Annotated in this window: 21 protein-coding genes and 1 pseudogene; 10 read left to right on the forward strand and 12 right to left on the reverse strand. The window is 65.0% G+C overall.

Annotated elements, in window-relative coordinates; all coding sequences use genetic code 11:
- Positions 1–12 precede the first annotated feature (12 nt).
- Entirely contained in the window at positions 13–282 is a 270-nt protein-coding gene (locus M9952_10020) for a metal-sensitive transcriptional regulator (protein ID MCO5313252.1), read from the forward strand.
- Positions 283–336: 54 nt separating this feature from the next.
- Here M9952_10020 and M9952_10025 read toward each other — a convergent pair whose 3' ends face one another.
- Positions 337–873, reverse strand: coding sequence for a hypothetical protein (locus M9952_10025; GenBank protein MCO5313253.1), 537 nt, complete (start codon positions 871–873; stop codon positions 337–339).
- 5 nt (positions 874–878) lie between these two features.
- Entirely contained in the window at positions 879–2,075 is a 1,197-nt protein-coding gene (locus tag M9952_10030; GenBank protein ID MCO5313254.1) for an amidohydrolase, read from the reverse strand.
- A gap of 62 nt (positions 2,076–2,137) precedes the next feature.
- On the opposite strand from M9952_10030, the gene M9952_10035 reads away from it, so the two are divergent.
- Positions 2,138–3,400: an amidohydrolase gene (locus M9952_10035; GenBank protein ID MCO5313255.1), complete on the forward strand. Its 1,263-nt coding sequence runs from the start codon at positions 2,138–2,140 to the stop codon at positions 3,398–3,400.
- Positions 3,397–3,933 (forward strand): MarR family transcriptional regulator, encoded by a 537-nt coding sequence (locus tag M9952_10040; protein MCO5313256.1) that lies wholly within the window; start codon positions 3,397–3,399, stop codon positions 3,931–3,933. The genes M9952_10035 and M9952_10040 overlap by 4 nt, the downstream gene beginning before the upstream one ends.
- Positions 3,934–3,976: 43 nt before the next feature.
- On the opposite strand, the gene M9952_10045 is transcribed toward M9952_10040, so the two are convergent.
- Positions 3,977–5,407 carry an MFS transporter gene (locus tag M9952_10045; protein ID MCO5313257.1) on the reverse strand — a complete coding sequence of 477 codons (1,431 nt, stop codon included), beginning with the start codon at positions 5,405–5,407 and terminating at the stop codon, positions 3,977–3,979.
- Positions 5,408–5,672: 265 nt separating this feature from the next.
- Between M9952_10045 and M9952_10050 the strand changes: the two genes are divergently transcribed.
- The 5 genes from M9952_10050 (at position 5,673) to M9952_10070 (ending at position 10,100) form a co-directional block, all read left to right on the forward strand.
- On the forward strand, positions 5,673–6,533 hold the full coding sequence (locus tag M9952_10050) for a pirin family protein (GenBank protein MCO5313258.1): 861 nt from the start codon (positions 5,673–5,675) through the stop codon (positions 6,531–6,533).
- On the forward strand, positions 6,530–7,306 hold the full coding sequence (locus M9952_10055; GenBank protein MCO5313259.1) for a zinc-dependent peptidase: 777 nt from the start codon (positions 6,530–6,532) through the stop codon (positions 7,304–7,306). Before M9952_10050 ends, M9952_10055 begins: the two co-directional genes overlap by 4 nt.
- Positions 7,307–7,312: 6 nt before the next feature.
- Positions 7,313–8,593: a propionyl-CoA--succinate CoA transferase gene (locus M9952_10060; protein ID MCO5313260.1), complete on the forward strand. Its 1,281-nt coding sequence runs from the start codon at positions 7,313–7,315 to the stop codon at positions 8,591–8,593.
- 62 nt (positions 8,594–8,655) lie between these two features.
- The gene (locus M9952_10065) at positions 8,656–9,312 is read left to right on the forward strand and encodes a DsbA family oxidoreductase (GenBank protein MCO5313261.1); all 657 of its coding nucleotides are present in this window, start codon (positions 8,656–8,658) and stop codon (positions 9,310–9,312) included.
- On the forward strand, positions 9,309–10,100 hold the full coding sequence (locus tag M9952_10070; GenBank protein ID MCO5313262.1) for an LLM class flavin-dependent oxidoreductase: 792 nt from the start codon (positions 9,309–9,311) through the stop codon (positions 10,098–10,100). The genes M9952_10065 and M9952_10070 overlap by 4 nt, the downstream gene beginning before the upstream one ends.
- A 12-nt stretch (positions 10,101–10,112) precedes the next feature.
- On the opposite strand, the gene M9952_10075 is transcribed toward M9952_10070, so the two are convergent.
- Positions 10,113–11,395 (reverse strand): IS3 family transposase gene (locus M9952_10075; protein MCO5313263.1). Its coding sequence is split into 2 segments (ribosomal slippage): positions 10,113–11,122 and positions 11,122–11,395, totalling 1,284 coding nucleotides; the frame shifts between segments, so codons are not numbered across the junction.
- A 95-nt stretch (positions 11,396–11,490) separates the two neighbouring features.
- Between M9952_10075 and M9952_10080 the strand changes: the two genes are divergently transcribed.
- Positions 11,491–11,754 carry a hypothetical protein gene (locus M9952_10080; GenBank protein MCO5313264.1) on the forward strand — a complete coding sequence of 88 codons (264 nt, stop codon included), beginning with the start codon at positions 11,491–11,493 and terminating at the stop codon, positions 11,752–11,754.
- A 68-nt stretch (positions 11,755–11,822) separates the two neighbouring features.
- Here M9952_10080 and M9952_10085 read toward each other — a convergent pair.
- The 6 genes and pseudogenes from M9952_10085 to M9952_10110 form a co-directional block, all read right to left on the reverse strand.
- Positions 11,823–11,990 (reverse strand): annotated as a pseudogene (locus tag M9952_10085) (enoyl-CoA hydratase).
- Between the two features lie 42 nt (positions 11,991–12,032).
- The gene (locus M9952_10090; protein ID MCO5313265.1) at positions 12,033–12,557 is read right to left on the reverse strand and encodes a hypothetical protein; all 525 of its coding nucleotides are present in this window, start codon (positions 12,555–12,557) and stop codon (positions 12,033–12,035) included.
- 181 nt (positions 12,558–12,738) lie between these two features.
- A complete protein-coding gene (locus M9952_10095; protein ID MCO5313266.1) occupies positions 12,739–13,380 on the reverse strand; it encodes a hypothetical protein in 642 nt (213 codons plus the stop codon).
- Positions 13,377–14,141, reverse strand: a complete 765-nt coding sequence (locus M9952_10100; GenBank protein MCO5313267.1) for a hypothetical protein — start codon at positions 14,139–14,141, stop codon at positions 13,377–13,379. Before M9952_10100 ends, M9952_10095 begins: the two co-directional genes overlap by 4 nt.
- Positions 14,142–14,774: 633 nt before the next feature.
- Positions 14,775–15,677 carry a MaoC family dehydratase N-terminal domain-containing protein gene (locus M9952_10105; GenBank protein ID MCO5313268.1) on the reverse strand — a complete coding sequence of 301 codons (903 nt, stop codon included), beginning with the start codon at positions 15,675–15,677 and terminating at the stop codon, positions 14,775–14,777.
- 85 nt (positions 15,678–15,762) lie between these two features.
- Complete coding sequence (locus M9952_10110) at positions 15,763–17,430, reverse strand: acyl-CoA synthetase (GenBank protein ID MCO5313269.1); 1,668 nt, start codon at positions 17,428–17,430, stop codon at positions 15,763–15,765.
- Positions 17,431–17,674: 244 nt separating this feature from the next.
- On the opposite strand from M9952_10110, the gene M9952_10115 reads away from it, so the two are divergent.
- A complete protein-coding gene (locus tag M9952_10115) occupies positions 17,675–20,722 on the forward strand; it encodes a phosphatidylglycerol lysyltransferase domain-containing protein (protein MCO5313270.1) in 3,048 nt (1,015 codons plus the stop codon).
- Here the strand turns inward: M9952_10115 and M9952_10120 are convergent.
- Entirely contained in the window at positions 20,699–21,619 is a 921-nt protein-coding gene (locus M9952_10120; protein MCO5313271.1) for an alpha/beta hydrolase, read from the reverse strand. The genes M9952_10115 and M9952_10120 overlap by 24 nt on opposite strands.
- Before the next feature lie 6 nt (positions 21,620–21,625).
- On the reverse strand, positions 21,626–22,759 hold the full coding sequence (locus M9952_10125; protein MCO5313272.1) for a nitronate monooxygenase family protein: 1,134 nt from the start codon (positions 22,757–22,759) through the stop codon (positions 21,626–21,628).
- Positions 22,760–22,816: the final 57 nt, after the last annotated feature.

Here is a 22,816-nt window from a genome sequence, read left to right on the forward strand (position 1 = left end):
TATGCTGTCAACATGAAGTTCCCGGAAGAGGTCAACGACGACGTCATCAAGCGATTGCGCCGCGCCGAGGGTCAGGTCCGAGGGGTGCAACGCCTCATCGAGGAGGGCGCCGACTGCAAGACCGTCATGACGCAGCTGTCGGCCGCCCAGGCCGCACTCCAACGAACGGGCTTGCGCCTCATGGCAGCAGGCATGCAGTACTGCCTCGTCGACCCCGACCGCGCCGAGGCCGAGGGCATGACCGTCAGCGATATGGAAGAGATGTTTCTGAAGCTCCGCTGATGCCGGCGTGGAGCGTGGGGATGTGACGGTACCGGCCGTCGATCCGCCCGCGGGTCAGGCTCCGGGGTTGCCGTCGGTACGGGCCCCCAGCCATGTCGGCCACGGCACGGGCGGGTTGGGCAGCGGTTCGATGCCACGCTCGGCACACAGCGCAACGAAGCCGTCCCGGTCCGCCGGAATCGCACGCGGGTCTCCGCACATGACCTCATACATGGTCGCCCCCTCGGGCCCCGCGGTGAGCGGTCCGAACACGGCGCCGAGCGGCAAGGTGATGGAGGTCCCGGGCCCACAGATCCGATCGCCGATCGCGACCTCACCGGAGAGCACGAAGACGTAGTGATCGGATGCGTGACCGTGCTTTTCGACGACCACGCCGGGGTCGTAGCGCGCGTAGATCACCATGCGTTCGGGGGTCCACTCCAGGAACTTCTCCCAGATCGACACCCGCCGACCGTCGTGAGACTGAGCCTTCACCTCAACCCAGGCGACGTCGTCGATCGACACGATGGTGGGGCCAGCCGCGGGGCCGGCCGCAGAATCGGAATCGGCAGCAGCGGTGTCGGTTGAGTTCGGAGGCGTTTCGGCGGTCATCGTCGCTACGCGTTCTGCAGGAGGGCTTCGTTGGCCTCGGCGGGAAGTTCGCTCAGCGGCCGGGCGATCTCCTCGACCGTCGGCCCGAACTGTGCCGCGGCAGGGGCGAGGGCCTCGAGGTCGAACCCGTAGACCTCCGCGGCGTTCTCGCCGAGGACGCGTCGAAGGTCGGCCTCAGGCCAATCGCTCATCGTCTGGCGAATCGCCTCCCGGGTGAACGGAGCGGTGCCCTCGTCGTGGGGGTAGTCGCTGCCCCACATGATCTTGTCGATGCCGAGTTCTCGAAATGCCGCCACGTCGGTTGCCCTCGGGAAGCTTGCTCCAACCCAACAGTTCTGCTGGAAGTACTCGGTTGCCGAGCGTGCCAACACGTGTTCGGGCTTGAACCGCAACTCGCCGACCGCACCACGGTCACGCACTTTCGCCAGCATCTCATCGAGTTGGGCCAGCGTCGGAACCAGCCACCCCGTGCCCTGTTCGGTCATGACGAACTTCAGTTTCGGGAAGCGGTCAAAGACCCCACTGAGCATCATGAACATGAACGGCCGCCGCGAGAACGCCGGAATCTCGGCGAGCATCAACAGCGCCGAGGACGGGTGTCGGGCGTAGGCCGGAGAGCCGGACCCGCCATGGCTGTTGACCGGCACCTCAAGTTCCTCACACACGGCCCAGAGTCGGTCGTAGTCGGGATGATTCAGCGGCAACACCCAGTCGCAGTCGGGTGGAATCGTCGGCAACAAGATGCCACCGCGCAATCCGTTCTCCTTGATCCAGCGCACATCGGCGATCGCATCGTCGATGTCGTTGAGGAAGATCTGCCCGATCCCCGCGCGCCGTTCGGGAAACCGCGAACAGAAGTCGGCCAGCCATCGGTTGTGGGCCCGCACCCCCGCGTGGCGCAGCTCGTACTCGTCGTCCTTCGGCGGGCGGGCGAACAACACGAAACTCGGGAAGAACGGCGGCACGGTGTTCGGAAAGATCACCTCGCCGACGACGCCATCCGCGTCCTGTTGGCCGTTGCGCATCTCGTCGTCCCAGTTGCGGTAGCGCCGTTCGTCGCCGAGGTCGCTGAACGGGTTCGAGTAGCCGCCGCGCCACTCGTCGAAGGCCTCGTGGTACTCAGGGTCGAGGTATTCGCGATAGGCGGCGTGGCTCGCTCCGGCATGGGTGTCGGACGAGATGATGGTGTAGTGATCACTCATGTTTCCCCCTTTTGCTTTCCGCATAGTAACTTAGCGGTAGCCCAAATGTGTGAGGGGGAAAGATGTCCGTTCAACCACTGACCAAAACCGGCGCCCGCGGTTCCGAGTTGCTGACTTCGATGGAGGAGATGCCGTGGATCATCTCGGTCGACGATCACGTGATGGAACCCCGCGACCTCTGGCAACAGGAGCTCCCGCCCTCCCTTCGCGACCGTGGCCCCAAGGTCGTACGCGAGAACGTGAAGCTCACGTTCAAGGGCGGCCACTACGGCTTCGAACGCAACGCCCCCGACGGCGACCCGTGCGACGTCTGGGTGTTCGACGATCTTGTGATGCCCACCGGCCGGCTGCACGCCCCCGCGGGGATGGACAAGTCGGTCGTCGTCAACGTGCCGGCGATCTACGAGGATTTCCGTCCGGGCACCTACGACCGCGACGAGCGCCTCAAGGACATGGACATCAACCGTGTCGAGGCCGCGGTCAACTTCCCCAACATCTTCCCCCGTTTCTGTGGGCAGGGATTCGCCGAGCGCGAGGACAAGGAACTCGCGCTGGCGTCGTTGCGCATCTACAACGACTGGATGATCGACGACTGGTGTGGCGGTGCCGGCAAGGGTCGCCTCATCCCGCTCACCCTCATCCCGCTGTGGGATCCCCAACTCGCCGCGGAAGAGGTCCGCCGTTGCGCCGCCAAGGGCTCGCACGCGATCGCTTTCTCCGAGAACCCGTCGAAGCTCGGTTTCGGCACCATCCACTCCGGCGAATGGGATCCGCTGTGGCAAGCCTGCGACGAGACCGACACCACGATCACGATGCACATCGGGTCCTCGTCGTCCATGCCGACCACCTCGCCCGACGCCCCGCTGGCGGTGTCGATGTCCCTCAGCGCGATCAACGCCCAGGGTTCGCTGCTCGACTGGATCATGAGCGGCACGCTCGACCGGTTCGCCGACCTCAAGGTCGTGTATGCCGAGAGCCAGGTCGGCTGGATGCCCTATCTCCTCGAGCGCGCCGACATCGTGTGGCGCGACGGTGCCGGCGACATCAAGCACCTGCCGAACCTGCCGAGTTCCTATGTTCCCAACCGCGTGTTCGGGTGCATCTTCGACGACCAGCACGGCCTCAACAGCCGCCACGCGGTCGGCATGGAGTCGATCGTGTTCGAGACCGACTATCCCCATGCGGACGGCACCTTCCCGCACTCGCTCGACGTGGCCTATCGCCTGTGCATCAACGCCGGAATGACCCACGACGAGGTGCACTCGTTCCTTCGAGGCAACGCCATTCGGGCCTTCGGGCTCGAACGCTTCGGAATCACCGAGTGAGCGACGCCCGCACGGTCTCGAGCGGCACGGTCTCGAGCGGCACGGTCGCACAGCGGGGGGCGGTACTCGCTCCCCGCTTCGACTGGGCCGCCGAGGCGGGACTGGCCGACGATGAGGTCGGCGTGCTCACGCGCCTGTTGCGGATTCAGATGTTCGTGTCCGAGGCGCTCGACAACCTCGTCGCCCCCCACGGGGTGAGCGTCGCCGACTACATGGTCCTCGCCTCGATCCGGCGTGGATGCACCTCCCCCGCCGAGTTGTGTCGCGTCCTTCGGCGCACCACCGGCGGCATGACCCTCACCATCGATCGCCTCATCAACACCGGCTGGGTCGAACGCACCCCGGACGAGACCGACCGACGCCGCATCGTGGTGTCGCTGACACCGGACGGGCTGGCCAAGGCCACCGCCATTCACGGGGCTCTGCACGCGTGGGACGACGCGCTGGACCTGCCCGAGGCCGATCGCGACCGCATCGGCGTGGTCCTCGACGAGGTGACGCGACATCTCACCCCGCACACACACGTTCTGTAGGTAATTGCGGTGGCCATGACCACCGGAATTACCTACAGAACGCTCACGAGTGGGCGTGGCGCGGGCTTCGGGCCGGGATGGCCCACGTGAGCGCGGCGGCCAGGAGCGCCGAGACGGTGCAAATCACCAGCGTCGTGCGCATTCCCGACTCCGAGGGCAGCACGTGGTCGCCGATCGTCACCGTCATCTGGGCGAGCACCACGCCGATGACAGCACTCGCGGTCGACGTGCCGAACGAACGAGCGAGCGAGTTGAACCCGTTGGCGGCCGCCGTCTCCGACAGGGGCACGTTCTCCATGATCAGCGTCGGCATCGCCGCGTAGGCGAAGGCCACCCCGACGCTCACGATCGACGCGAACAACAGCACCGACCACGCAGAACCCGAGGTCAACAGGACCTGGGCCAAGACGTTGCCAGCGCAGATGATGAGCACTCCTGCGAGCAACGACATCTTCGCTCCGCGTTCCGCCGCCAGTTTCGCCGCGGCCTGCGACATCGCGACCATCAACAATCCGCCCGGAGCCATCCACAGGCCCGCCGCGAGCACCGACTTGCCGAGGCCGTATCCGGTCACCTCCGGCAACTGGAGCATCTGTGGTGCCAGGAGGTTCATCGCATACATCGAGAACCCGGCCATGACCGAGGCGAGGTTGGTCATGAGCACCGGGCGACTCGCGGTGGTGCGCAGGTCGACGATCGGAGCCTCCACACGCAACTCCCAGGCGCCCCACATCGCCAGGACCACGACCGAGATCGCGAACAGGCCGAGAATCGTCGCGCTCCCCCACCCCCACGAACCGCCCTTGGAAATCGCCAGCAGCAGCGATCCCATTCCGACGGCCAGGCCGCCGACGCCGACGAGATCGACCGACCCCGGTCGACGCACGGGCGACTCCGGGACGCCGACTGCGACCAACGCTCCCAACGCCGACCCCAACGCCGCGGCGAACCAGAACAGCGCCGACCACCCCCACCGATCGGCGATGAACGCCGCGACCGGCAGGGCGAGCGCTCCGCCGGCCCCGAGCGAGGAACTCATGAGGGCAACTCCCGACCCGAGTCGTGCGGGGGCGACGATGTCGCGCATCAGGCTGATTCCGAGCGGGATCGCCCCGATACCGAGCCCTTGCACGCCACGGCCGAACACCACCACCGGCAACGAGGTGCTGAGCGCACATACCACCGCCGAACCCGCGAGAAACCCCATGCAGATCAGCAGCATCCGCTTCTTGCCGAACATGTCGCCGAGACGCCCCATCACGGGGGTCGAAACGGCTGCGACGAGCAGGGTCGCGGTAATGACCCAACTGGCGCTTGCCGCGTCGGTGTTGAACAACGTCGGAAACGACGGAATGAGCGGAATGACGATCGTCTGCATCACCGAAACGGTCATTCCGGCTCCCGCAAGCACCCAGATGACCCGGGTGTCCGAAGCGGCCGCCTCTGACGGGATGGATGAGGAATCGGGGGACATGGCACTCACGATCAGACCCGGGACTCTCGGCGCGATAACGCGCGATCGGGCAGCGTTCATCCTGACGGAGCCGATGCGTGGCGTCACATTGGACACGATGGCAGCGGGTCGCTACCCGGCCCATGCACGGGTGCGCCGCAGCTACCCGACCCATTCACGTTCTGTCGGTAATTCCGGTGGCCATGACCACCGGAATTACCTACAGAACGCCCAGGGCGGCTTAGGGCGGCGAGATGGGCCAGCGCTCACCGAGTAGAACGAGTCGATGGAGATTCACGAAGGCAGTCGCGCCGCGGTCGGCGCCATCGATGTCGTGCGGGTCCTGCCCCGACGGACCCGGAGAACCGTTGGGCCGTGGTGCTTTCTCGACCACATGGGTCCGTCGACGGTGAGCGGCGCGCCCGGCCTGGGGGTCGGGCCGCACCCCCACATCGGGCTACAGACCGTGACCTGGCTGCTCGAGGGCGCCGTGTTGCACCGCGACAGCCTCGGAACCGAACAACTCATCCGACCGGGGCAGCTCAACCTCATGACCGCCGGGCGGGGCGTCTCGCATTCAGAAGAGACCGCCGGCTACTACGACGGAGCGCTGCACGGGGTACAGCTCTGGGTTGCGCTGCCCGAGGCCGGCCGCGCGATCGAACCGGCCTTTGAACACCATGGCGAGCTGCCCGTGGTCGAGATGGGCGACGCACGAGCGACGGTTCTCATGGGGACCTTCGCCGGGGCGACCTCCCCAGCACGGCGCGACGGTGCCATCGTCGGAGTCGAACTCGCGATGGCACCCGGGCGGTGTGAATTCGCACTCGATCCGACCTTCGAACACGCGCTCACCGTCGTCGACGGCAGCCACGTCGTCGTCGACGGGGCCGACCTCGCCGCCGACCGACTCGCGGTGTTCGGACCGGGACGAACGAGTTTGAGCGTGCAAGCCGGTGCGCCGGCCCGCCTGATGCTGATCGGCGGCCCGCCTCGCGCCGAGCCGATCGTCATGTGGTGGAACTACGTCGCCCCCTCCCGCGACGAGATCGTCGAGGCGCATCGGCAGTGGACCGCCGAAGACGCACGCTTCGGCACCGTGGCGTCGCCGTTACCCCGGGTGCTCGTCGACGGACCGCCCTGGTGATCGGCCGAGGACGGCGCCGACGCCAACGCTGGTCGGCGGGGTTTGATCCACGGTGGCGTGAGCTCGTCTCCAGGCGCCTCAACGCCTGGAATGCGCTGGACGATGAGGAGCGCGAGCGCCTCGAGTTCCTCACGATGGCGCTCATGTTCGACAAGAGGTGGGAGGCCGCGAACGGCTTCGAGCTTACCGACGAGATCCAGGTCACGATCGCGTCTCAGGCGGCGTTGCTCGCCCTTGGGCTTCCTGACGACGTCTACCGCAAGGTTCGAACGATCCTCGTTCACCCGACCACCCTGGTGATGCGCGGCGAACACTCGCAGGTCCCGGGCATCGTCAGCAATGCCGACATGGCGGTCCTCGGCCTCGCGGAGCACACCGGAACGGTGATGGTCGCGTGGGACTCGGTGCTGTCCGATGCCCGCCGTCCCGGCAACGGGCACAACGTCGTCATCCACGAGTTCGCCCATCAACTCGACATGTTGGACGGCACGACCGACGGCACCCCACCGCTGGCGACGACCGAACAGTTCCAACGCTGGGTCGATGTGTGCACCGACGCGTATCGGCAAGTCTCCGCCGGCCATGGCGGGCGATCGTTGCGGTCCTACGCCGGCGTCAACCCCGGAGAGTTCTTCGCCGTCGCCACCGAAGCGTTCTTCGACGACGCCCGCGAACTGCGCCGCGAGCACCGTGAGCTCTACGAAGTGTTGAGCGAGTACTACCGCCAAGACCCGGCATCGCGAACGGTTCGACAGCAACGACCGATAGCGTGACGCCTCGTGAAGGCCCTTCCCCGACCTCGCCCGGCTCGTGAACTCGTCGCACAGATCCCCGAACGGGCGAACGTCGTGTTGGGTATGTCCAACGGCGAGGCCCACGGGCTGACCGACGCCCTCGAACACGCGGCCGCCGATGGAGAACTCGTCGGCGTTCGAACCCACCAGATGCATGCGTTGCGCGACCGGGGGTATTTCGACGGCCGTTACGGCGACGCGCTGCGTGGCGTCAGCTATTTCCTGTCCCACATCACCCGCCGCCATGCCGCGGCCGGCACCGTCGATGTCGTGCCCGCCCACTTCAGCGAGGTCCCGCTGCTGTTACGCATGTTGGACCGACTCGTCGTGTTGACGGCCTGTTCCCCGCCCGACCGCCACGGATACGTCAGCCTCGGCACCAACGCCGACTACGTCGCGGCGCTACTCGGGCACGTGCCGGTGTATGTCGAAACCAACCCGAACATGCCTCGAACCGCCGGACGAAACAGCATCCATCTCAGCCAGGTCGCCGGCTGGTGCGAGGGTGAGCGGCCACTCATCGAGGTCGTTCCCGCCATGCCCGATGAGCGAGATCTGGCGATCGCACGCCTCGTCGCTGAGCGGATCGGCGACCGCGCCTGCATCCAGGCCGGAATCGGATCGATCCCCAACAGCGTGCTCGCCAGCCTCGGTGACCGCCGCGACCTCGGCCTTCACACCGAGTTGTTGTCCGACGGGGCGATCGACCTGATCGAGTCCGGCGTGGTGACCGGCGTTCACAGCGTTCGTCGCCCCGGCAAGGTGGTCGCGACCTTCTGCCTCGGCAGCAGGCGTCTCTATGAGTTCCTCGATGAGAACCCCGTGGTGGAAATGTTGCCGGTCGACTGGGTGAACAACCCCCGGGTCATCGCCCAACAGCCGAATTTCGTGTCGATCAACGGCACGGTCGAGGTCGACTTCATGGGGCAGGCGGCATCCGAGATGATCGGCGGCGCCCTGTGGTCGGGTTCCGGCGGGCAGGCCGACTTCGCTCGGGGCGCGTTGTATTCGCCCGGCGGACAGGCGTTTTTGGTGTGTCGGTCGACGACGGCGAACGGATCGGTGTCGCGCATCGTCCCGCGCTTGGGCCATGGACAGGCCGTCACCACGTTGAAGAACACCGTCGACAAGGTCGTGACCGAGTTCGGGGTGGCTGAGCTCCGCGGCAGGTCCATTCGCGAGCGCACCCACGCATTGGTGTCGATCGCCCACCCCACCCATCGAGACAGCCTCGAACGCGAGGCGCGGGCACTCGGCTGGTGGTGACACCCGGTCCGCCACCCGGTGCGAGACTTGAACCGTCAGACCACCGAGACGAGGAGACCGACATGCAGATCGAAGTGTGGGCCGACGTGGTGTGCCCGTGGTGTGGGCTCGGGAGTCACCGTCTCCATCGGGCGCTCGCCGAGTTCGAACATCGCGACGAGGTCGAGATCGTGCACCGTGCGTTCCAACTCGATCCCGGCGCGCCCGAGGGGAGGTCGCGCTCCACGATGGAGGCCCTCGTCGAGAAGGGGTACCCGGCGGAACAGATCGCTCCGATGACCGAGCGCATCGAACAGTTGGCACAGGCCGAGGGCCTCTCCCCCTACAACGTGGCGAGTGCCCGCACCGGGTCGACGGCGCTGGTGCAGGAGCTGTTGGCCTTCGCCACCGATGTGGGCCTCGGCGAGGAGGGATGGGCCGCCGCCTATGCCCGTCACTGGGGCCGCAACGAGGACGTCTTCACCCTCGACGGGGTGCTCGAACTCGCCGAGGAGATCGGGCTCGACGTCGACGAGGCCGAGGCGGTGCTCACCGATCGCCGTTACCGCGACCGGGTACGGATCGAACAGGACGAGTCGCGCCAACTCGGCGCGACCGGCGTGCCGTTCGTCGTCATCGATCGGGCGTATGGCATCGCCGGGGCACAGCCGGCCGAACAGATTCTCGATGTCCTCCAGGCCGCTTGGAGCGAGACCCACCACGGCAAGGCGGAGCGGTGACCCCGGAAACCGCCGACGCTCCCGTGCCGGCGAACGATCGGCTGCGGTTGTCGATGCTCGACCTGGCGGCGGTCGGGAGTGGCGAAACCATCGCCGAGAGCTTCGCCGGCAGCGTCGAATTGGCCCGGGCCGCCGAACGTTGCGGCTATGAGCGCGTCTGGTACGCCGAGCATCACAACATCGCCTCGATCGCCTCCTCGGCCACCGCCGTGCTCATCGCGCACGTCGCCGCGCACACCTCGACCATTCGCCTCGGTGCGGGTGGGGTGATGTTGCCGAACCACTCCCCTCTCGTCATCGCTGAACAGTTCGGGACCTTGGCCGAGCTCCACCCGGGCCGTATCGACCTCGGTCTCGGGCGAGCACCGGGCAGCGATCAGGCGACGTTTCGCGCGCTGCGCCGCGACCCTCGGGCCTCGGAACGCTTCGCGGACGACGTCGTCGAACTCCAGGGGTTCCTCGGCGACGAGTCTCCGATTCCCGGCATCACCGCCATCCCAGGCAAGGGCACCCATGTCCCCCTCTACATCCTCGGCTCGTCGCTGTACGGCGCCCAACTCGCAGCGGTGTTGGGCTTGCCCTACGGCTTCGCCTCGCACTTCGCACCCGACCATCTCCACGACGCCGTGCGGATCTACCGCGATCGGTTCCGGCCGAGTGCCTATTGCCCCGAGCCCTATGTGATCGCCGGGGTCAGCGTCATCGCGGCACCGAGCGAGGAGGAGGCCGCGGAACTGCGCGAGGCAACTCGACGCGCCCGGGTCAAGAGTGAATCATCCCGGGTTTGATGCACCCTCGGGTTATTGGGTGCCAACGGTTTCGTTGGACCTCTGGGCGGCATAATACGCGGCTTCAGCCTCGACTGGGGGCACGCGTCCGAGACGGTGCATCAGCCGGTCGTTGTTGAACCAGCCAACCCAGTCCGCAGTGATGTGCTCGACATCAGACACGTTTCGTAGCGGGCCGCGTCGAAACGGCGAATCAGCTCGGACACACTCGGTCTTGAACAACCCGATCGTGGTTTCAGCCAGAGCGTTGTCGTATGCGTCACCAACCGTGCCGATAGATGGTCGAAGCCCCGACAGGACCAGGGTTTCACCGAAGCGCACCGCGGTGTATTGGGACCCGGCATCGGAGTGATGAACCGCCCCCGCAACGCTGTGGCCCTGACGTTGACGCAACGCGACGGCTTGGCGGATCGCGGCCTCGACAAAGGACGTGTGCTTCGACATCGACGCTTCCCAACCGATGATCGCACCCGCGTACGCGTCGATCACAAACGCCACATACGCGAAACGGCCATCAACCAGTTTCACGTAGGTGAAATCAGCGACCAGCAGCCGGTTCGGGGCGTCAACACGGAACTGGCGGTCCACAAGGTCAGGAGCCCTCACCGCAGCCGGATCCGCAACGGTGGTGCGTACTCGGGCTTGGCGTCGAACCCCGTGCCAACCGTTGAGTTTCATCAACCGCTCAACCGTGCACCTTGCGACAGGGATCCCTTCGCGACGGAGATGAGCCCACATTTTGAGCGACCCATACACCGCTTCAGGGCGACGCCGCCCCGTGTGGTCAGGCTCGTGATAGCCGGCGAGGATCTCGGTGATCGTGGCGTCCCACAACGCCCGTTTCGAAGGCGCTCTGGCCGCCCAGGCGTGAAACGTTCTCGGAGCGATCTTGACACCAGACGCGTTCAGCGCCCGGCAGATCGAAGCGACCCCGAAACGGGTTTTATGGGCTGCGATGAACTCGCAGAGCTCGGACGTTGTTAGCGACGTGAGCGCGGGTCGCTCTCCCGCACGAAGAAAGACGTCGCAGCTTTCAACACCTCGATCGTTTCTTCGAGCTCACGGTTCTTGCGTTTCAACTCGCGGATCTCTGCGGCGGCTTCGCTGGTCACGCCTGGCCGTTCACCACCATCGACCTGTGCTTGACGAACCCAGTTCCGCAACGTTTCGGCATGCATCCCCAAACGGGTAGCGACTGCTTTGATCGCTTGCCATTCCGACGGGTACTCCCCGACGTGATCGGTCACCAACCGGACCGCTTTCGCTTTCGTTTCCGAATCGAATCTTTTCGGCATAACACTCAACCTTCCAAGAAAGGAGAAGTGCATCAAACCCGGGACGGTTCAAGAGTCTGTTCTCGCGAGGAGATGCGCCGCTCAACGACGACGAGGTGTCCGCCGTACTCCAGGGTTCCGGCGCTCGAACGATCGACCACATGATGACCTACTCGGTCGCCGGCACCCCGCAGGTCTGCGTCGAGTATCTACGTCGATTCGCCGATCTCGCACATGCGGACGAGCTGATGGTCGTGCACCAGACCAACTCGGTAGCCACCCGGATTCGCTCGGTCGAGTTGCTCGCCGAGGCGGCCGGCCTCGACGCACCCACCGCAGCCGACGACGCGACCGCTACCGCTACCGCTACCCAGGACTGAAACACCGTCCAGGACGCAAACTACGGCCGGTAGCGACAACTGCCCCGGTCGATCACCGTCGTCTCACCCACGCGAGTGCGAAATACAGCGGCACCGTCGCCCACTCGCCAGATGTCGACGCTCAACGTCTGACCGGGCAGCGCCCTGCTGGCGAACCCATACGTGCACAGACCGCGCAGGATTAGACGATCGAAGCCACCGAATGCCGCGAAGGTCGGATTGAAATGCAGCAGAGACGCGGACGACAGAGATGTCAGCCATCCCGCAGACAGTCAAAGTTAGATGGCCTCGGATCCGTCCAGGAAACGGCGTAGTTCAGGTTCAACAGCACTCCATGCTTCACGCCAAATAGCGAAAAGGTGAACATCCTCGAATGTATTTCCTTCCCTAATCTGATGCCTCATTCTCCCCTCGCGCTGGACAACAGATTCAGGCATAGGTCCGAACTGAGACAGGTCTCGGTCTCGGACTTGCAGGGTCACCTTTCGGAGATCGAGAACCGTGAAGAGGAATGATAGATATAGTATAGCGGCCTCGATTGAGAGGCCGGTATCACGAGAAAGGGACCGGCGAAGGGAATAGAACGACATTTCACCAACGCCGTTCCGCTCCGAGTGAGCCGTCAAGGCCAGCAACGTAACCGCACTACCGCTAACCGTCTCCTCCGCCACCACAAACCCAGCGACCTGGTTCGTGATATCAGCAATCACCTCCGCCGGATGGATGTACTGACCCGCGGTTGGCAACCGCCATCCCGTATCCGGGCTGTTCACCAGATCAAGAATTAGCTCCGCATCAGCCATCCTCGGCGCACGCAACCTCACCCGGCCTGATCGAAGACCTCCTTGTGCATGCGCCTCGCTCAACGAGCCGAGTTCACTGCGTGATAGATAGAATCGATCCACTGCAGAAAGAGGCGAGCTGCCGCCATCATTGGCCTTGGATACAGCACGCGCTCGATCCATTCCCTCCCGAACCACGTCCTCACCCAAAGAAAGCACCATTGTTCTTACGGATAAAGTACAGTCGAACGCCAGAACAGGTGTCATATGACATCATCGCGTTCGGCTGATTAGCGTCTTCCGACATTGCTCTTGACTCATTCCAAAGACTATTGACTGAACTCATCTGGTCATTGGTCACCAAGTCCCAGTTCGATGGTTTGTTCGCACCGTACTGATTGTTGCATATGTCCATTCTCTCATTGCGATTTGCTAAATCAGGGCCTGGTGGATTGCTCGACGTGACCGGCTGCTCATGTGCCAAAGTCATAAGAAACACCCACCCCCTATCCTTAGTAGTTACCGCGGCTCGCGCATTCCAGGACGCGTGCATGAACGCGTTGTCCCTACTACCGTCCATCGGCCAACCATCCTCTGCCGGCAGGCGGCCAGGACGAGTCAGTGCATCTTCCTTCGCTGCGGTCGATGAGGCGTAAGTAAGTAGGCATTTCGTCGTCGAAGTAGCACACACGGCAACTTCGTAAGTATTCACTACGCCACTAAGCGGATAGGCCGCCGCTTCAGGTGTGCCCAGCGTCGGGAATACAGCCGCCACGGTGGCCGCAACTGCCGTCGCTTTGATACCATTATTGGCACGTCTCATTGGTCTGCTATTCTTGCTCACGGATTCACCTCCTGGACCGTGATCGACGCGACGGCATCAGCTGCCGTGCATTCAGCCGAAGTTGTCAATGAGACTGAGATCCTACTATCTGCAGTCGGCACCCACGAGATGGTTCGGAATCCCTTGGACGGATTTTGCGAAACCCATACACGCCCACCATCAGCCCCAACGTCATTAATAACCTCCACCCTTTCAGACATTACTTCTGATTTCAGTATCGCTGGCTCCCCTTTAGATGCCAGAAAGAGTGAAACGGCGGAAGGTACATCGCAGAATATAACTGGCTCGGAATAGATGGGCGTCCAGATGACATCAAATAGTTCCGACGGAGCAGGGACCGGAATCCCAGAGGCCGCGACCTGTCGACCACCCTCATCAAGGAACCGAGACATTGTCTCAACGCCAACCCCGAAGCTCTTCGCCATCGTTTCAAGGGCTTCTTCGTCAGTCGGCAACCCATTTGCTATCTGCTCCAAGCTCTGCGCACGCCATAGACCAAAGGATTCGACCGCGATATCGACGCGCTGATCATCTGACAGATCCTTGATGCTCGCTCTATCTCGATATACAGGAAGGAGCACGACGCCATCTTCGATCATGTCGACTATTGCATCTTCACGGACTTCCTCCGTTGCCAACGCCACCTCAGCAGCCTTTTCGGAAGCTAGCCCTGGTGAGTGGCGGGCCTCTCCGCACCCCGCTCCCAATATCACCAGAAAAGGTACGAGAACATAGCCACTTGTAGTCTTCTGAATACCCATCGATCCCCCTTCAGATTAGGATACTACCAGCGAATCACTTCATTCGCAGCCGGCCGCGATACCGACGACGGTAGAGTAGAGACAGCCCCGCTATCACGCACATCCCGAGGCCCAGCGCCACGAGCCAGACCGTCGCCGCCGGTGATGGACCTCGAACCTCGTCGAAGCCATGTACCGATTCCCTGAATGTGCAAGTCGGCCCAGGTGGCCACGCCGACCATCGGAGTTCACCGTACTGGGAACTTCCTTCAAATGGTTCACAGACTGTGGAACCAAGGATGCCAACGATCACAGTGTACGCGATTCCAACAAGAAACACCATGATCCAGATCCCCATTGCAATCAAAATAGCCACGCGGAGGCGCGAGCGATTCGATTCCTTGGGGCCTTGACGCGACAATCGGTCAGTGTTCATTCTTACAGTCGCCTTAGAAAGGGTTTCCGTCGCCGAATTGTGTTCACAGCATCATTCTTGGTTGCGGATGAGTTCAGCATCAATGGTGAGCGACCGATTTCAATAGTATAGCGAACTTGCTCGGTCGAGTTGCTCACCGAGGCCGTCGGCCTCGGCACACCCACCGCGGCCGACGACGTAACCACCGTCCAGGCCTCAAACACCGTCCAGGACGCAGACTACGGCCGGTAGCGACAACTGCCCCGGTCGATCACCGTCGTCTCACCCACCCGAGTGCGAAACGCCGCGGCACCGTCGCCCACTCGCCAGATGTCGACGCTCAACGTCTGACCGGGCAGAACCGGCTTGGAGAATCGACCGTTCATCGACACGAACCGCGACGAATCCCCCTCGCACAACGACTGCAGCAGCGCCCGACCGGCGAACCCGTACGTGCACAGACCGTGCAGGATCGGACGATCGAAGCCACCGAAGGCCGCGAAGGTCGGATCGGAATGCAGCGGATTGCGGTCACCGCAGAGTCGATAGAGCAACGCCTGATTCGCCAACGTCTCGTATTCGACCGAGACGTCCGGGTCACGTTCGGGAATCGTCACTTCGGATGTCGATTCCGCGCCACTCCCTGAGGAGCCAGCGGAAGCACCGGCAGTACCGGCACCGGCCTCTTCGGCGAACCCGCCTTCGCCACGGATGAACGCCCCGGTCAACGCGGTGAAGGCCGGCTCCTCCGACTCGATATCGGTTGCCACCGCCTCGATACGCACCAACGCTCCCGACCGCTTGTCCACGATGTCGGCGAGACGTCCCACCACCGAGACCGCGCCGCTCGGCGACAAGGGCCGATGCAATTCGATCGACTGCTCGGCATGGACGAGCATCGCCGGGTTGAAGGCGCCGATGTTGCCCAACACGTCCATCCCCGAGATGCTGTGCACCACGGCGAAGGTCGGCAGCGCCTGTGGCTCGACCCCGGTCGTGTTCTCGGTCGTGAACGCCAACTCCTGCAATGGATCGGGGTACCCCGCGCCGACCGCCAGTGCGTAGAGCATGGTGTCGTCCGCGCTCCACCGCACCTCGACCGGCCGGCCGACCGACCCGATCGATTCAAGATTCAACGCCATAGCGGGCTCCTTTGTCTTTGGTCACTGCATTCGTTGGGACAGCGATCGTTGCGGCTGCGTTCGTCGGAACCACCGCCGCCGGGCCTCACTCCTCGGGGGCCTCGGCAGCGGTCGATGCCGCCCAGCGATAGTCGGCCTTGCCCGCGGGCGAGCGCAGGACCCGATCGACGAACACCCAGGCGCGGGGCAACTTGTAGCGGGCGATGTGTTCGGCCGCGGTCGCCTTCAGGTCAGCGATCTCGGCCGTCTTACCGTCGGCCATCTGGACGATGGCACACACCTCGGACCCCCAACGCTGCGACGGACGCCCCACCACCACGGCGTCGGCAACGTCGGGGTGGGCCACGATCGCCGCCTCGACCTCCTCGACGAAGATCTTCTCGCCCCCGGAGTTGATGGTCTGAGAGTCGCGCCCGAGGAGTTCGAACGATCCGTCGGCCAAGTACCGGGCGCGATCGCCGGGCACCGAATAGCGCACACCGTCGATGACCGGGAAGGTGCGTGCCGTCTTCTCCGCGTCGTCGAAATAGCCGAGCGGGGCACTGCCGCGTTTGGCCAGCCAGCCGATGCCCTCATGTCCGGGCTCCAAGACCTCGGTGAGATCCGCGGATACCACCATCGATCCCGCGACGGGGGCGAAGGTCGCCGGTTCGGCCGAGGAGTCCTTCGTCGTCATCGACGTTCCTTGGCCACCGCCCTCCGAACTACCGAGTCCGTCGACGATCATGAGGTTCGGCAAGACCTCGAAGTAGCGCTGCTTGATCGGCTGGGTCAGCGCGGCACCACCGGACAACAGGATGAACAGCGAACTGACGTCGTGGTTGCCGCGTTCGATCTCTTCGAGGATGGGCCGACCGAAGGCGTCACCCACGATCTGGAGGAACTGGATCCCCTCGCGCTCGACGCACTCGCAGATGTCGACCGGATCGAGACGTTCGACCACGTTTTGCACGACGATCGTCGAGCCGGTGTTCAAGCCAAGGAAGGCAATCCAGTGGCCCGCACCGTGCATGAACGGCGCGGCGGGCATCGACACGAGCGAGTTCGCCTCTGCCGCTCCGGCGACCTCGTCGAGGGTCTCCCACGGCTCCCCCGTCGCCTGGTTCAGTCCACCCATCGACGACCGGAAGATGTCGGCTTGACGCCACAGCACACCCTTGGGCATTCCGGTCGTGCCACCGGTGTAGAGGATGTACAGGTCATCGGGCGACCACTCGCCGGCCCACGAGGGCAACTCGTCGGAAGCCGCGGCGAGCGCCTCCTCGTACCAGAGCGCACCCGGCAGCAACTCGTTACCCGAGTCATCGGCGATCTGGAGGAGCAACGTCAGTTCCGGAAGGTCGTCGCGGACCTCGGCGAGGGTCGGGGCAAAGGCCGAGTGATACACGATCGCCTTCGACTTGGAGTTGTCGAGCAGATACCGCAACTCTTCGGCCACGTAGCGATAGTTCACGTTGACCGGAGCGACGCGGGCCTTGAAGGCCCCGATCATCGCCTCCAGGTACTCGTTGCCGTTGTAGGCGTAGATGGCGAGGTGGTCCTGGTGGGACTCATGAGAGGCGAGACCCTCACGACCACCCGGTCGAGCACCGAGCCCATGATCGTGCAGGACGTGTGCCAATTGACGGGTGCGCCGATTGAGCTCGTCGTAGGTGAATCGGTGCCCCTTCGCCACGATGGCCGTTCGATCCGGCACCCGTTGCGCCACCGCTTCGGCTACCGCCGCGAGGTTGTGTTGTGGCACGTCGTTCATCGATCCCCCTGTGATCACAAATCGGTCGGCCCGGCGGCCGCAAGGTCGACGATGCGACCCGAATGGTGTCGACATGATGGCACTTGTCGCGGCTTGGATGTCGAACGCGAGCAGTACGATTCGACCTGCGATGCCAAGCGCTCGAACACCCCACACGACGAGTCGACCCGGGCGAGCCCGAGCATCCTCGACGGCGACCGGCGCCCCGGCGGTTCCGTCATGGGGCCGACCGATCGTCACCTGGATGGGTCGCATCGTGGTCCTCGCCGGGCTCTGGTGCATCATCGCCGTGCCGCTCTCGCTGCCGTCCTCCGGCGTCGCTCCCGCGTTGGTCGACTGGGTGAACCGGGGCTTCGGCCTGCTCAACATCCCGACCGACGCCAACTTGTTCACCGGGGCGATGCTCGGGTCGATCGGCAGCGCGCTGGTCGTTCGCAAACGCGCCGCGCTGTGGTTCGTCGCCGTCGGATTCCAGGGTGGCTGGTTGCTCGCCGCCCTGGCGGTCACCGTGTTGAGAACCGCGGAGGTCGGCGCCGTTCCCAAAGTCCTGCTCGACACCCCTGTCGAAGTCGTGCTGTTTGCGATCGAGACCGTCGTGGCCGTCGTGTTGCTGTGGGTGTTCTGGAGGGTACGGGGAGCGTTCACGGCGCGCGTCGCCCCACGGGCATTGCGACGATCCGTGCTCGCCCTCCTCGTCGGCATCGCCATCTCCGCCGGCATCGGCATCGTGTTGTCGGAACTGGCACCCGGGTCGCTGCACGACCGGTTCGTTCGCGCCGAATGGGCGATTCGCACCGCGTTCGGCCTCGGCGCCGACCCCGACATCGAATTGATCCGCGGCACCGGCGACCCGTGGGTTGCCACCGCCATCGGGGCCATGTCGACAGCAGCACTGGTGTACGCGGGCTGGGTGTTTCTGCGCTCGTCGCGGCTCACCGACTTCGTCGACACCGACGACGAGATCGCCGTGCGGACGCTGCTGGCCGACTACGGGGAGAACGATTCGCTCGGGTACTTCGCGACACGTCGCGACAAGGCCGTGGTGTTCTCCTCCGACCGTCGCGCCGCGGTGACCTATTGCGTCGAAGCCGGCGCGAGTCTGGCGTCCGCCGACCCGATCGGCGACGAGGCGTCCTGGCCCTCGGCCATCGAACAATGGCGACGGGTCGCCGGGCACCACGGCTGGGAACCGGCGGTGCTCTCCGCATCGAGTCGCGGCGCCGAGGCCTATCGTCGCGCCGGGCTCCGGGTGCTCTCGATCGGCGACGAAGCAGTCATCGAGGTGTCGGCCTTCGACATTGACGCCGCGGCGTTGCGCCCGGTGAAGCGCGCCGCCGCACGAATCGAGCGCGCCGGGTACCACATCGACCGACGCACCCATGCCGACCTCGATGCCGACGACCTACGGAGCCTCGCCGATGCCGCCGAACGCTGGCGCGGTGACGAACCCGAGCGCGGGTTTTCGATGGCCCTCGGCCGTTTGGGCGACCCGGCGGATGGTCGATGCGTGGTCGTGCGGGCGACCGACGCGACCGGTGACTTGCGGGCGTTTCTCTCGTTCGTGCCGTGGGGGCGACGCGGGTTGTCCCTCGACCTCATGCGTCGCGACCCCGACGCCGACAACGGTGTGATCGAGGCGATGGTGTGCTCCCTCGTCGACACCGCTCGCCATGTCGGAATCGACCGAATCTCGCTGAACTTCGCCATGTTTCGCGAGGTGTTCAGCGACAGCGAACGCATCGGCGCCGGTCCCGTCGTGCGGATGACCGCATCACTGCTCACTGCGGCATCGAGGTGGTGGCAGTTGGAAACGTTGTATCGATCCAGCGCCAAGTACCAGCCTCGCTGGGAGCCACGCTTCCTGTGTTTCAGCGAGCCGCTGCAGCTCAATCGTGCCTTGTTGGCCTCGGGAATCGCCGAAGGGTTCATCGCTCTGCCGGGTCGATCGTCCCGGGCGATGCCGCAGCCCGCGTCAAGTCCGGCGCTCGTGGCGGCCGCCGCAGAGTTGGCTCAGCGGCGTCCGCGCCGGGTCGATCGTCGGCTGCCACCCCAGGCCGAGAGCCGACTCTCCAAGGCGGCACAACTCAGCGCCGTCGGGTTGGCCCCCTATGCCACCTCGGTGCCCTGGCGACACCCGATCGCCGAGGTTCGGGAACGATTCGTCCACCTCAGCGACGGAGGGGTGTCAGCCTGGGAGGTGACGGTTGCCGGGCGAATCACCGCACTGCGCAAGATGGGGAAGGCATGCTTCGCGGTCGTCGACGACGGCGAAGCCTCGATAGGGCTCCTCCTCGCCAGCGATCGCCTCGACGACGCGTTCGGCGACTGGACCCGTTTCGTCGACCTCGGCGATCTCGTCGTGGCCACCGGTCCGGTCGTCTTCACACGCACCGGCGAGATGACGATCGCGGTCGACCGGTGGTCGATGGTCGCCAAGTGCGTCACCCCACCCGACCCATCCGCTCCCGGCGACCCAGGACGCCGGCGACCCGACGGCGGCCCTGTAGGCGGCCTTGTCGAAGGGCTTGTCGCCAGCGCCGCGGTCACGCGTCGACTGTGCGCCTCGCTCGAATCTCAGGAGTTCGTTCGCTACGAGGTGAGCGATGCCGAGGACTGGGAATGGACACTGCGATCGTTGAGCGCCCTCGGGGTGCCGCGTTTCTACACGGTCCTCCACGGCGATGACACACAAGGCGGTCATCCAGAAGGACCTCATGCAGAAGGACGTCGTGGGGAGCGTGCCCGCTCTCGCGATGCCGACGCTCGCGGTACCAATGCACCCGGAGCCGATTCCCAGGGAGCCGATTCCCAAGGAGCCGATGCGCTGGAGGTGGTCGCAGCCGCGCCCTACGTGGGGACCGAGGCCATCCGCACCATCGTCGAAGAGGTCATCGTGCATGTCGCCGACGTCGATCTCCGCGAAGCGACATGGCTGGCCGACGGAGGTGACATCGACAGCGGCGCTGTCGGAGGTGACATCGGCGGTCCTATCCGAACAGCGGTCGATCGCTTCGACCTGGTTGTCGACGGTCAGCGGCTCGCGACGGTCGAGGCCATCATCACCGATCCGGTCGAACAGTCCGGCCGCGCCGAGTCGGATGCGTCGGTCGACCGGCTCGTCGAGGTGCTCGAACGCGGTGTCCCGCCAACCTCCACGTTGCGTATAAGCGTCGGCGCGCTGATGCGCGCGGAACGAGACGACGGCGGATCGCGAGACGAGCGAGGCGAACGTGAATTGCTAGACGAACGAGACGAGGGCGGAGCGCGATCAGGCGGGCAGGACCCGCTGTAGGAACTCGAGCTGCGCGGTGATGGTTTCGACGAAGGCGTCACCGGTATAGATGTCGAAATGGCCGCCGCCGAATCGATACACCTCACCGAGTGGTGCCTGGCCGGCGTACTTGATGGCGGCGCCCGGCGGTGCCACCGAGTCGTCCATGCACACGTACATGAGCAACGGACAGCGCGTGTCACGAGCGAGTCGTCCCGGGCGATAGTTCGTCACCTTCAACGCGATGCGCGCCGGGATCATGTTGCGATGCGTCGTCCCTTCGGGAACGATCGACGCGTACCCATCGGCGACATCGGCGGCCGTCATCATCGCGAGGTCACCGGGGCGTCCGGCAACCGCGACACGCACCGGTTCCCCACCACGTTTGGCCGAGCGGGCATCGGCGATCGCCTTGCGCATCAGTGTCAGCGCACCACTGCGATCCGAGGACCTCGCCGAGGCGACACCGTCGGTGAACGGGCATTGGGCGATCACCGCGGCGATGCGGCGGTCCTGCGCCGCGGTCGCCACGACATGGCCTCCGGCAAACGACGTGCCCCACAACGCCACACGGTCGGGGTCGACCTCGAATTGCGAGCGGGCGAACGACACCGCAGCGCGCCAATCGGCGAGTTGGGCGTCGATGTCCAACAGTTCTCGTGGCTCGCCCTCGCTGTCGCCGAAGTAGCGGTAGTCGAAGACCAACACGGCATAGCCCGCGGCACAGAACGCCTCGGCATAGGCGTCGAGGCGCATCACCTTGGTCGCTGCGAAGCCGTGTGCCATGACGACCGTCGCGAAACCCGAGGCCGGCATCTCGCGGTCGGGGACATAGAGCCACGCATGGCAACGATCCGGCCCCGACCAGAACCACACGTCGCGTCGAGAGGTGGCCTGCGCGGTGTGAACGGTTGTCATCTGGCCTCAGCTTTCGGCGAGTCGGTTGAGTCGTTCGAGCGTCTCGACGAACTCCTCGATCATCTCCAACACGACCCGCTTGGTGGGCTTCACCTGGTTCATCGACCCGACGATCTGCCCGACGAAGTAGGTCGTGAGGTCATAGGCGCCCGTGCCTGGCTTGGCCGAGCGCCCGATGCGGGCGAGCGCCGAGCCGACGAGCATGGGTTGCAGCGGCATCGGCAGCGGTCCGGGACCCGAGTCGTCCTCCCAGGCCTCGGTCCACGGGCTGCGCAGCATCCGCGCCGGCTTGCCGGTGATCGACCGAGACCGGACCGTATCGCCAAGACCCGCCTGGAGATACTTCTCCTTGATGGTGTCGGTGGTCTCGGCCTCCTCGGTGGTGAGCCAGACCGACCCGCACCATGCACCGTCGGCCCCGAGTGCCATTCCGGCTGCGAGTTGACGGCCTCGGCCGATGCCACCGGCGGCAAGCACCGCCACGTCACCCACCGCATCGACGACCTCGGGGACGAGCACCATCGTGGCGATTTCGCCCGTATGACCGCCCGCCTCACCACCTTGAGCGACGATGATGTCGGCGCCTGCGGCGACATGGCGTTCGGCGTGGTGCACCGAACCGGCGAGCGCGGCGACCGGGATGTCGGCGGCATGCGCACGTTCGATGAAGTGGGCCGGGGGCGGGCCGAGCGCCGAGGCCACGAGCTTGGTCTTGTGCGAGAACAACACGTCGAGCAGTGGGGCCATCGACTTCGGATCGACCCGCATGCCGCCGATCGACACCGACGCCTGCGAACTCGTCCCCTCCGGCAGTTGCGGGACCCCGTAGCGGTCGAGAAGGTCGTCGAGCCAGGACCGATGGGCCTCGGGGATGAGGTCCTGAAGCCTGCCGCGGTCGAGGCCGCCCTCGTCGGCCCCGGCGAACTTCTCGGGAACCAGCAGGTCGACGCCGAACGGCTTGGTGCCGACCTCGTTCTCGATCCAGGTCAGGTCGATGTCGAGCTGCTTCGGCGAGTGTCCGACGGCGCCGAGCACCCCGCAACCACCGGCATTGGTGACCGCCGCTACGACGTCGCGGCAATGACTGAATGCAAAGATCGGAACGTCGATTCCGACGAGTTCGGTGGCCTTGGTACGCATGTGGTGTTCTCCCCGATAACGACACTGATGGGTCGCAGTCTCGCGGCTCATGGTCGG

This window comes from Microthrixaceae bacterium (assembly GCA_023957975.1).
Classification (GTDB): domain Bacteria; phylum Actinomycetota; class Acidimicrobiia; order Acidimicrobiales; family Microtrichaceae; genus JAMLGM01.

What these genes read in the sequence shown, in the direction of transcription:
- M9952_10100 (MCO5313267.1), bottom strand. Translation starts at nt 14,141, where the DNA reads ATGGGTATTCAGAAGACTACAAGTGGCTATGTTCTCGTACCTTTTCTG.
- M9952_10120 (MCO5313271.1), bottom strand. Translation starts at nt 21,619, where the DNA reads ATGACAACCGTTCACACCGCGCAGGCCACCTCTCGACGCGACGTGTGG.
- M9952_10090 (MCO5313265.1), bottom strand. Translation starts at nt 12,557, where the DNA reads ATGGCTGATGCGGAGCTAATTCTTGATCTGGTGAACAGCCCGGATACG.
- M9952_10045 (MCO5313257.1), bottom strand. Translation starts at nt 5,407, where the DNA reads ATGTCCCCCGATTCCTCATCCATCCCGTCAGAGGCGGCCGCTTCGGAC.
- M9952_10125 (MCO5313272.1), bottom strand. Translation starts at nt 22,759, where the DNA reads ATGCGTACCAAGGCCACCGAACTCGTCGGAATCGACGTTCCGATCTTT.
- M9952_10025 (MCO5313253.1), bottom strand. Translation starts at nt 873, where the DNA reads ATGACCGCCGAAACGCCTCCGAACTCAACCGACACCGCTGCTGCCGAT.
- M9952_10105 (MCO5313268.1), bottom strand. Translation starts at nt 15,677, where the DNA reads ATGGCGTTGAATCTTGAATCGATCGGGTCGGTCGGCCGGCCGGTCGAG.
- M9952_10115 (MCO5313270.1), top strand. Translation starts at nt 17,675, where the DNA reads ATGGGTCGCATCGTGGTCCTCGCCGGGCTCTGGTGCATCATCGCCGTG.
- M9952_10035 (MCO5313255.1), top strand. Translation starts at nt 2,138, where the DNA reads ATGTCCGTTCAACCACTGACCAAAACCGGCGCCCGCGGTTCCGAGTTG.
- M9952_10110 (MCO5313269.1), bottom strand. Translation starts at nt 17,430, where the DNA reads ATGAACGACGTGCCACAACACAACCTCGCGGCGGTAGCCGAAGCGGTG.
- M9952_10050 (MCO5313258.1), top strand. Translation starts at nt 5,673, where the DNA reads ATGGAGATTCACGAAGGCAGTCGCGCCGCGGTCGGCGCCATCGATGTC.
- M9952_10030 (MCO5313254.1), bottom strand. Translation starts at nt 2,075, where the DNA reads ATGAGTGATCACTACACCATCATCTCGTCCGACACCCATGCCGGAGCG.
- M9952_10020 (MCO5313252.1), top strand. Translation starts at nt 13, where the DNA reads ATGAAGTTCCCGGAAGAGGTCAACGACGACGTCATCAAGCGATTGCGC.
- M9952_10065 (MCO5313261.1), top strand. Translation starts at nt 8,656, where the DNA reads ATGCAGATCGAAGTGTGGGCCGACGTGGTGTGCCCGTGGTGTGGGCTC.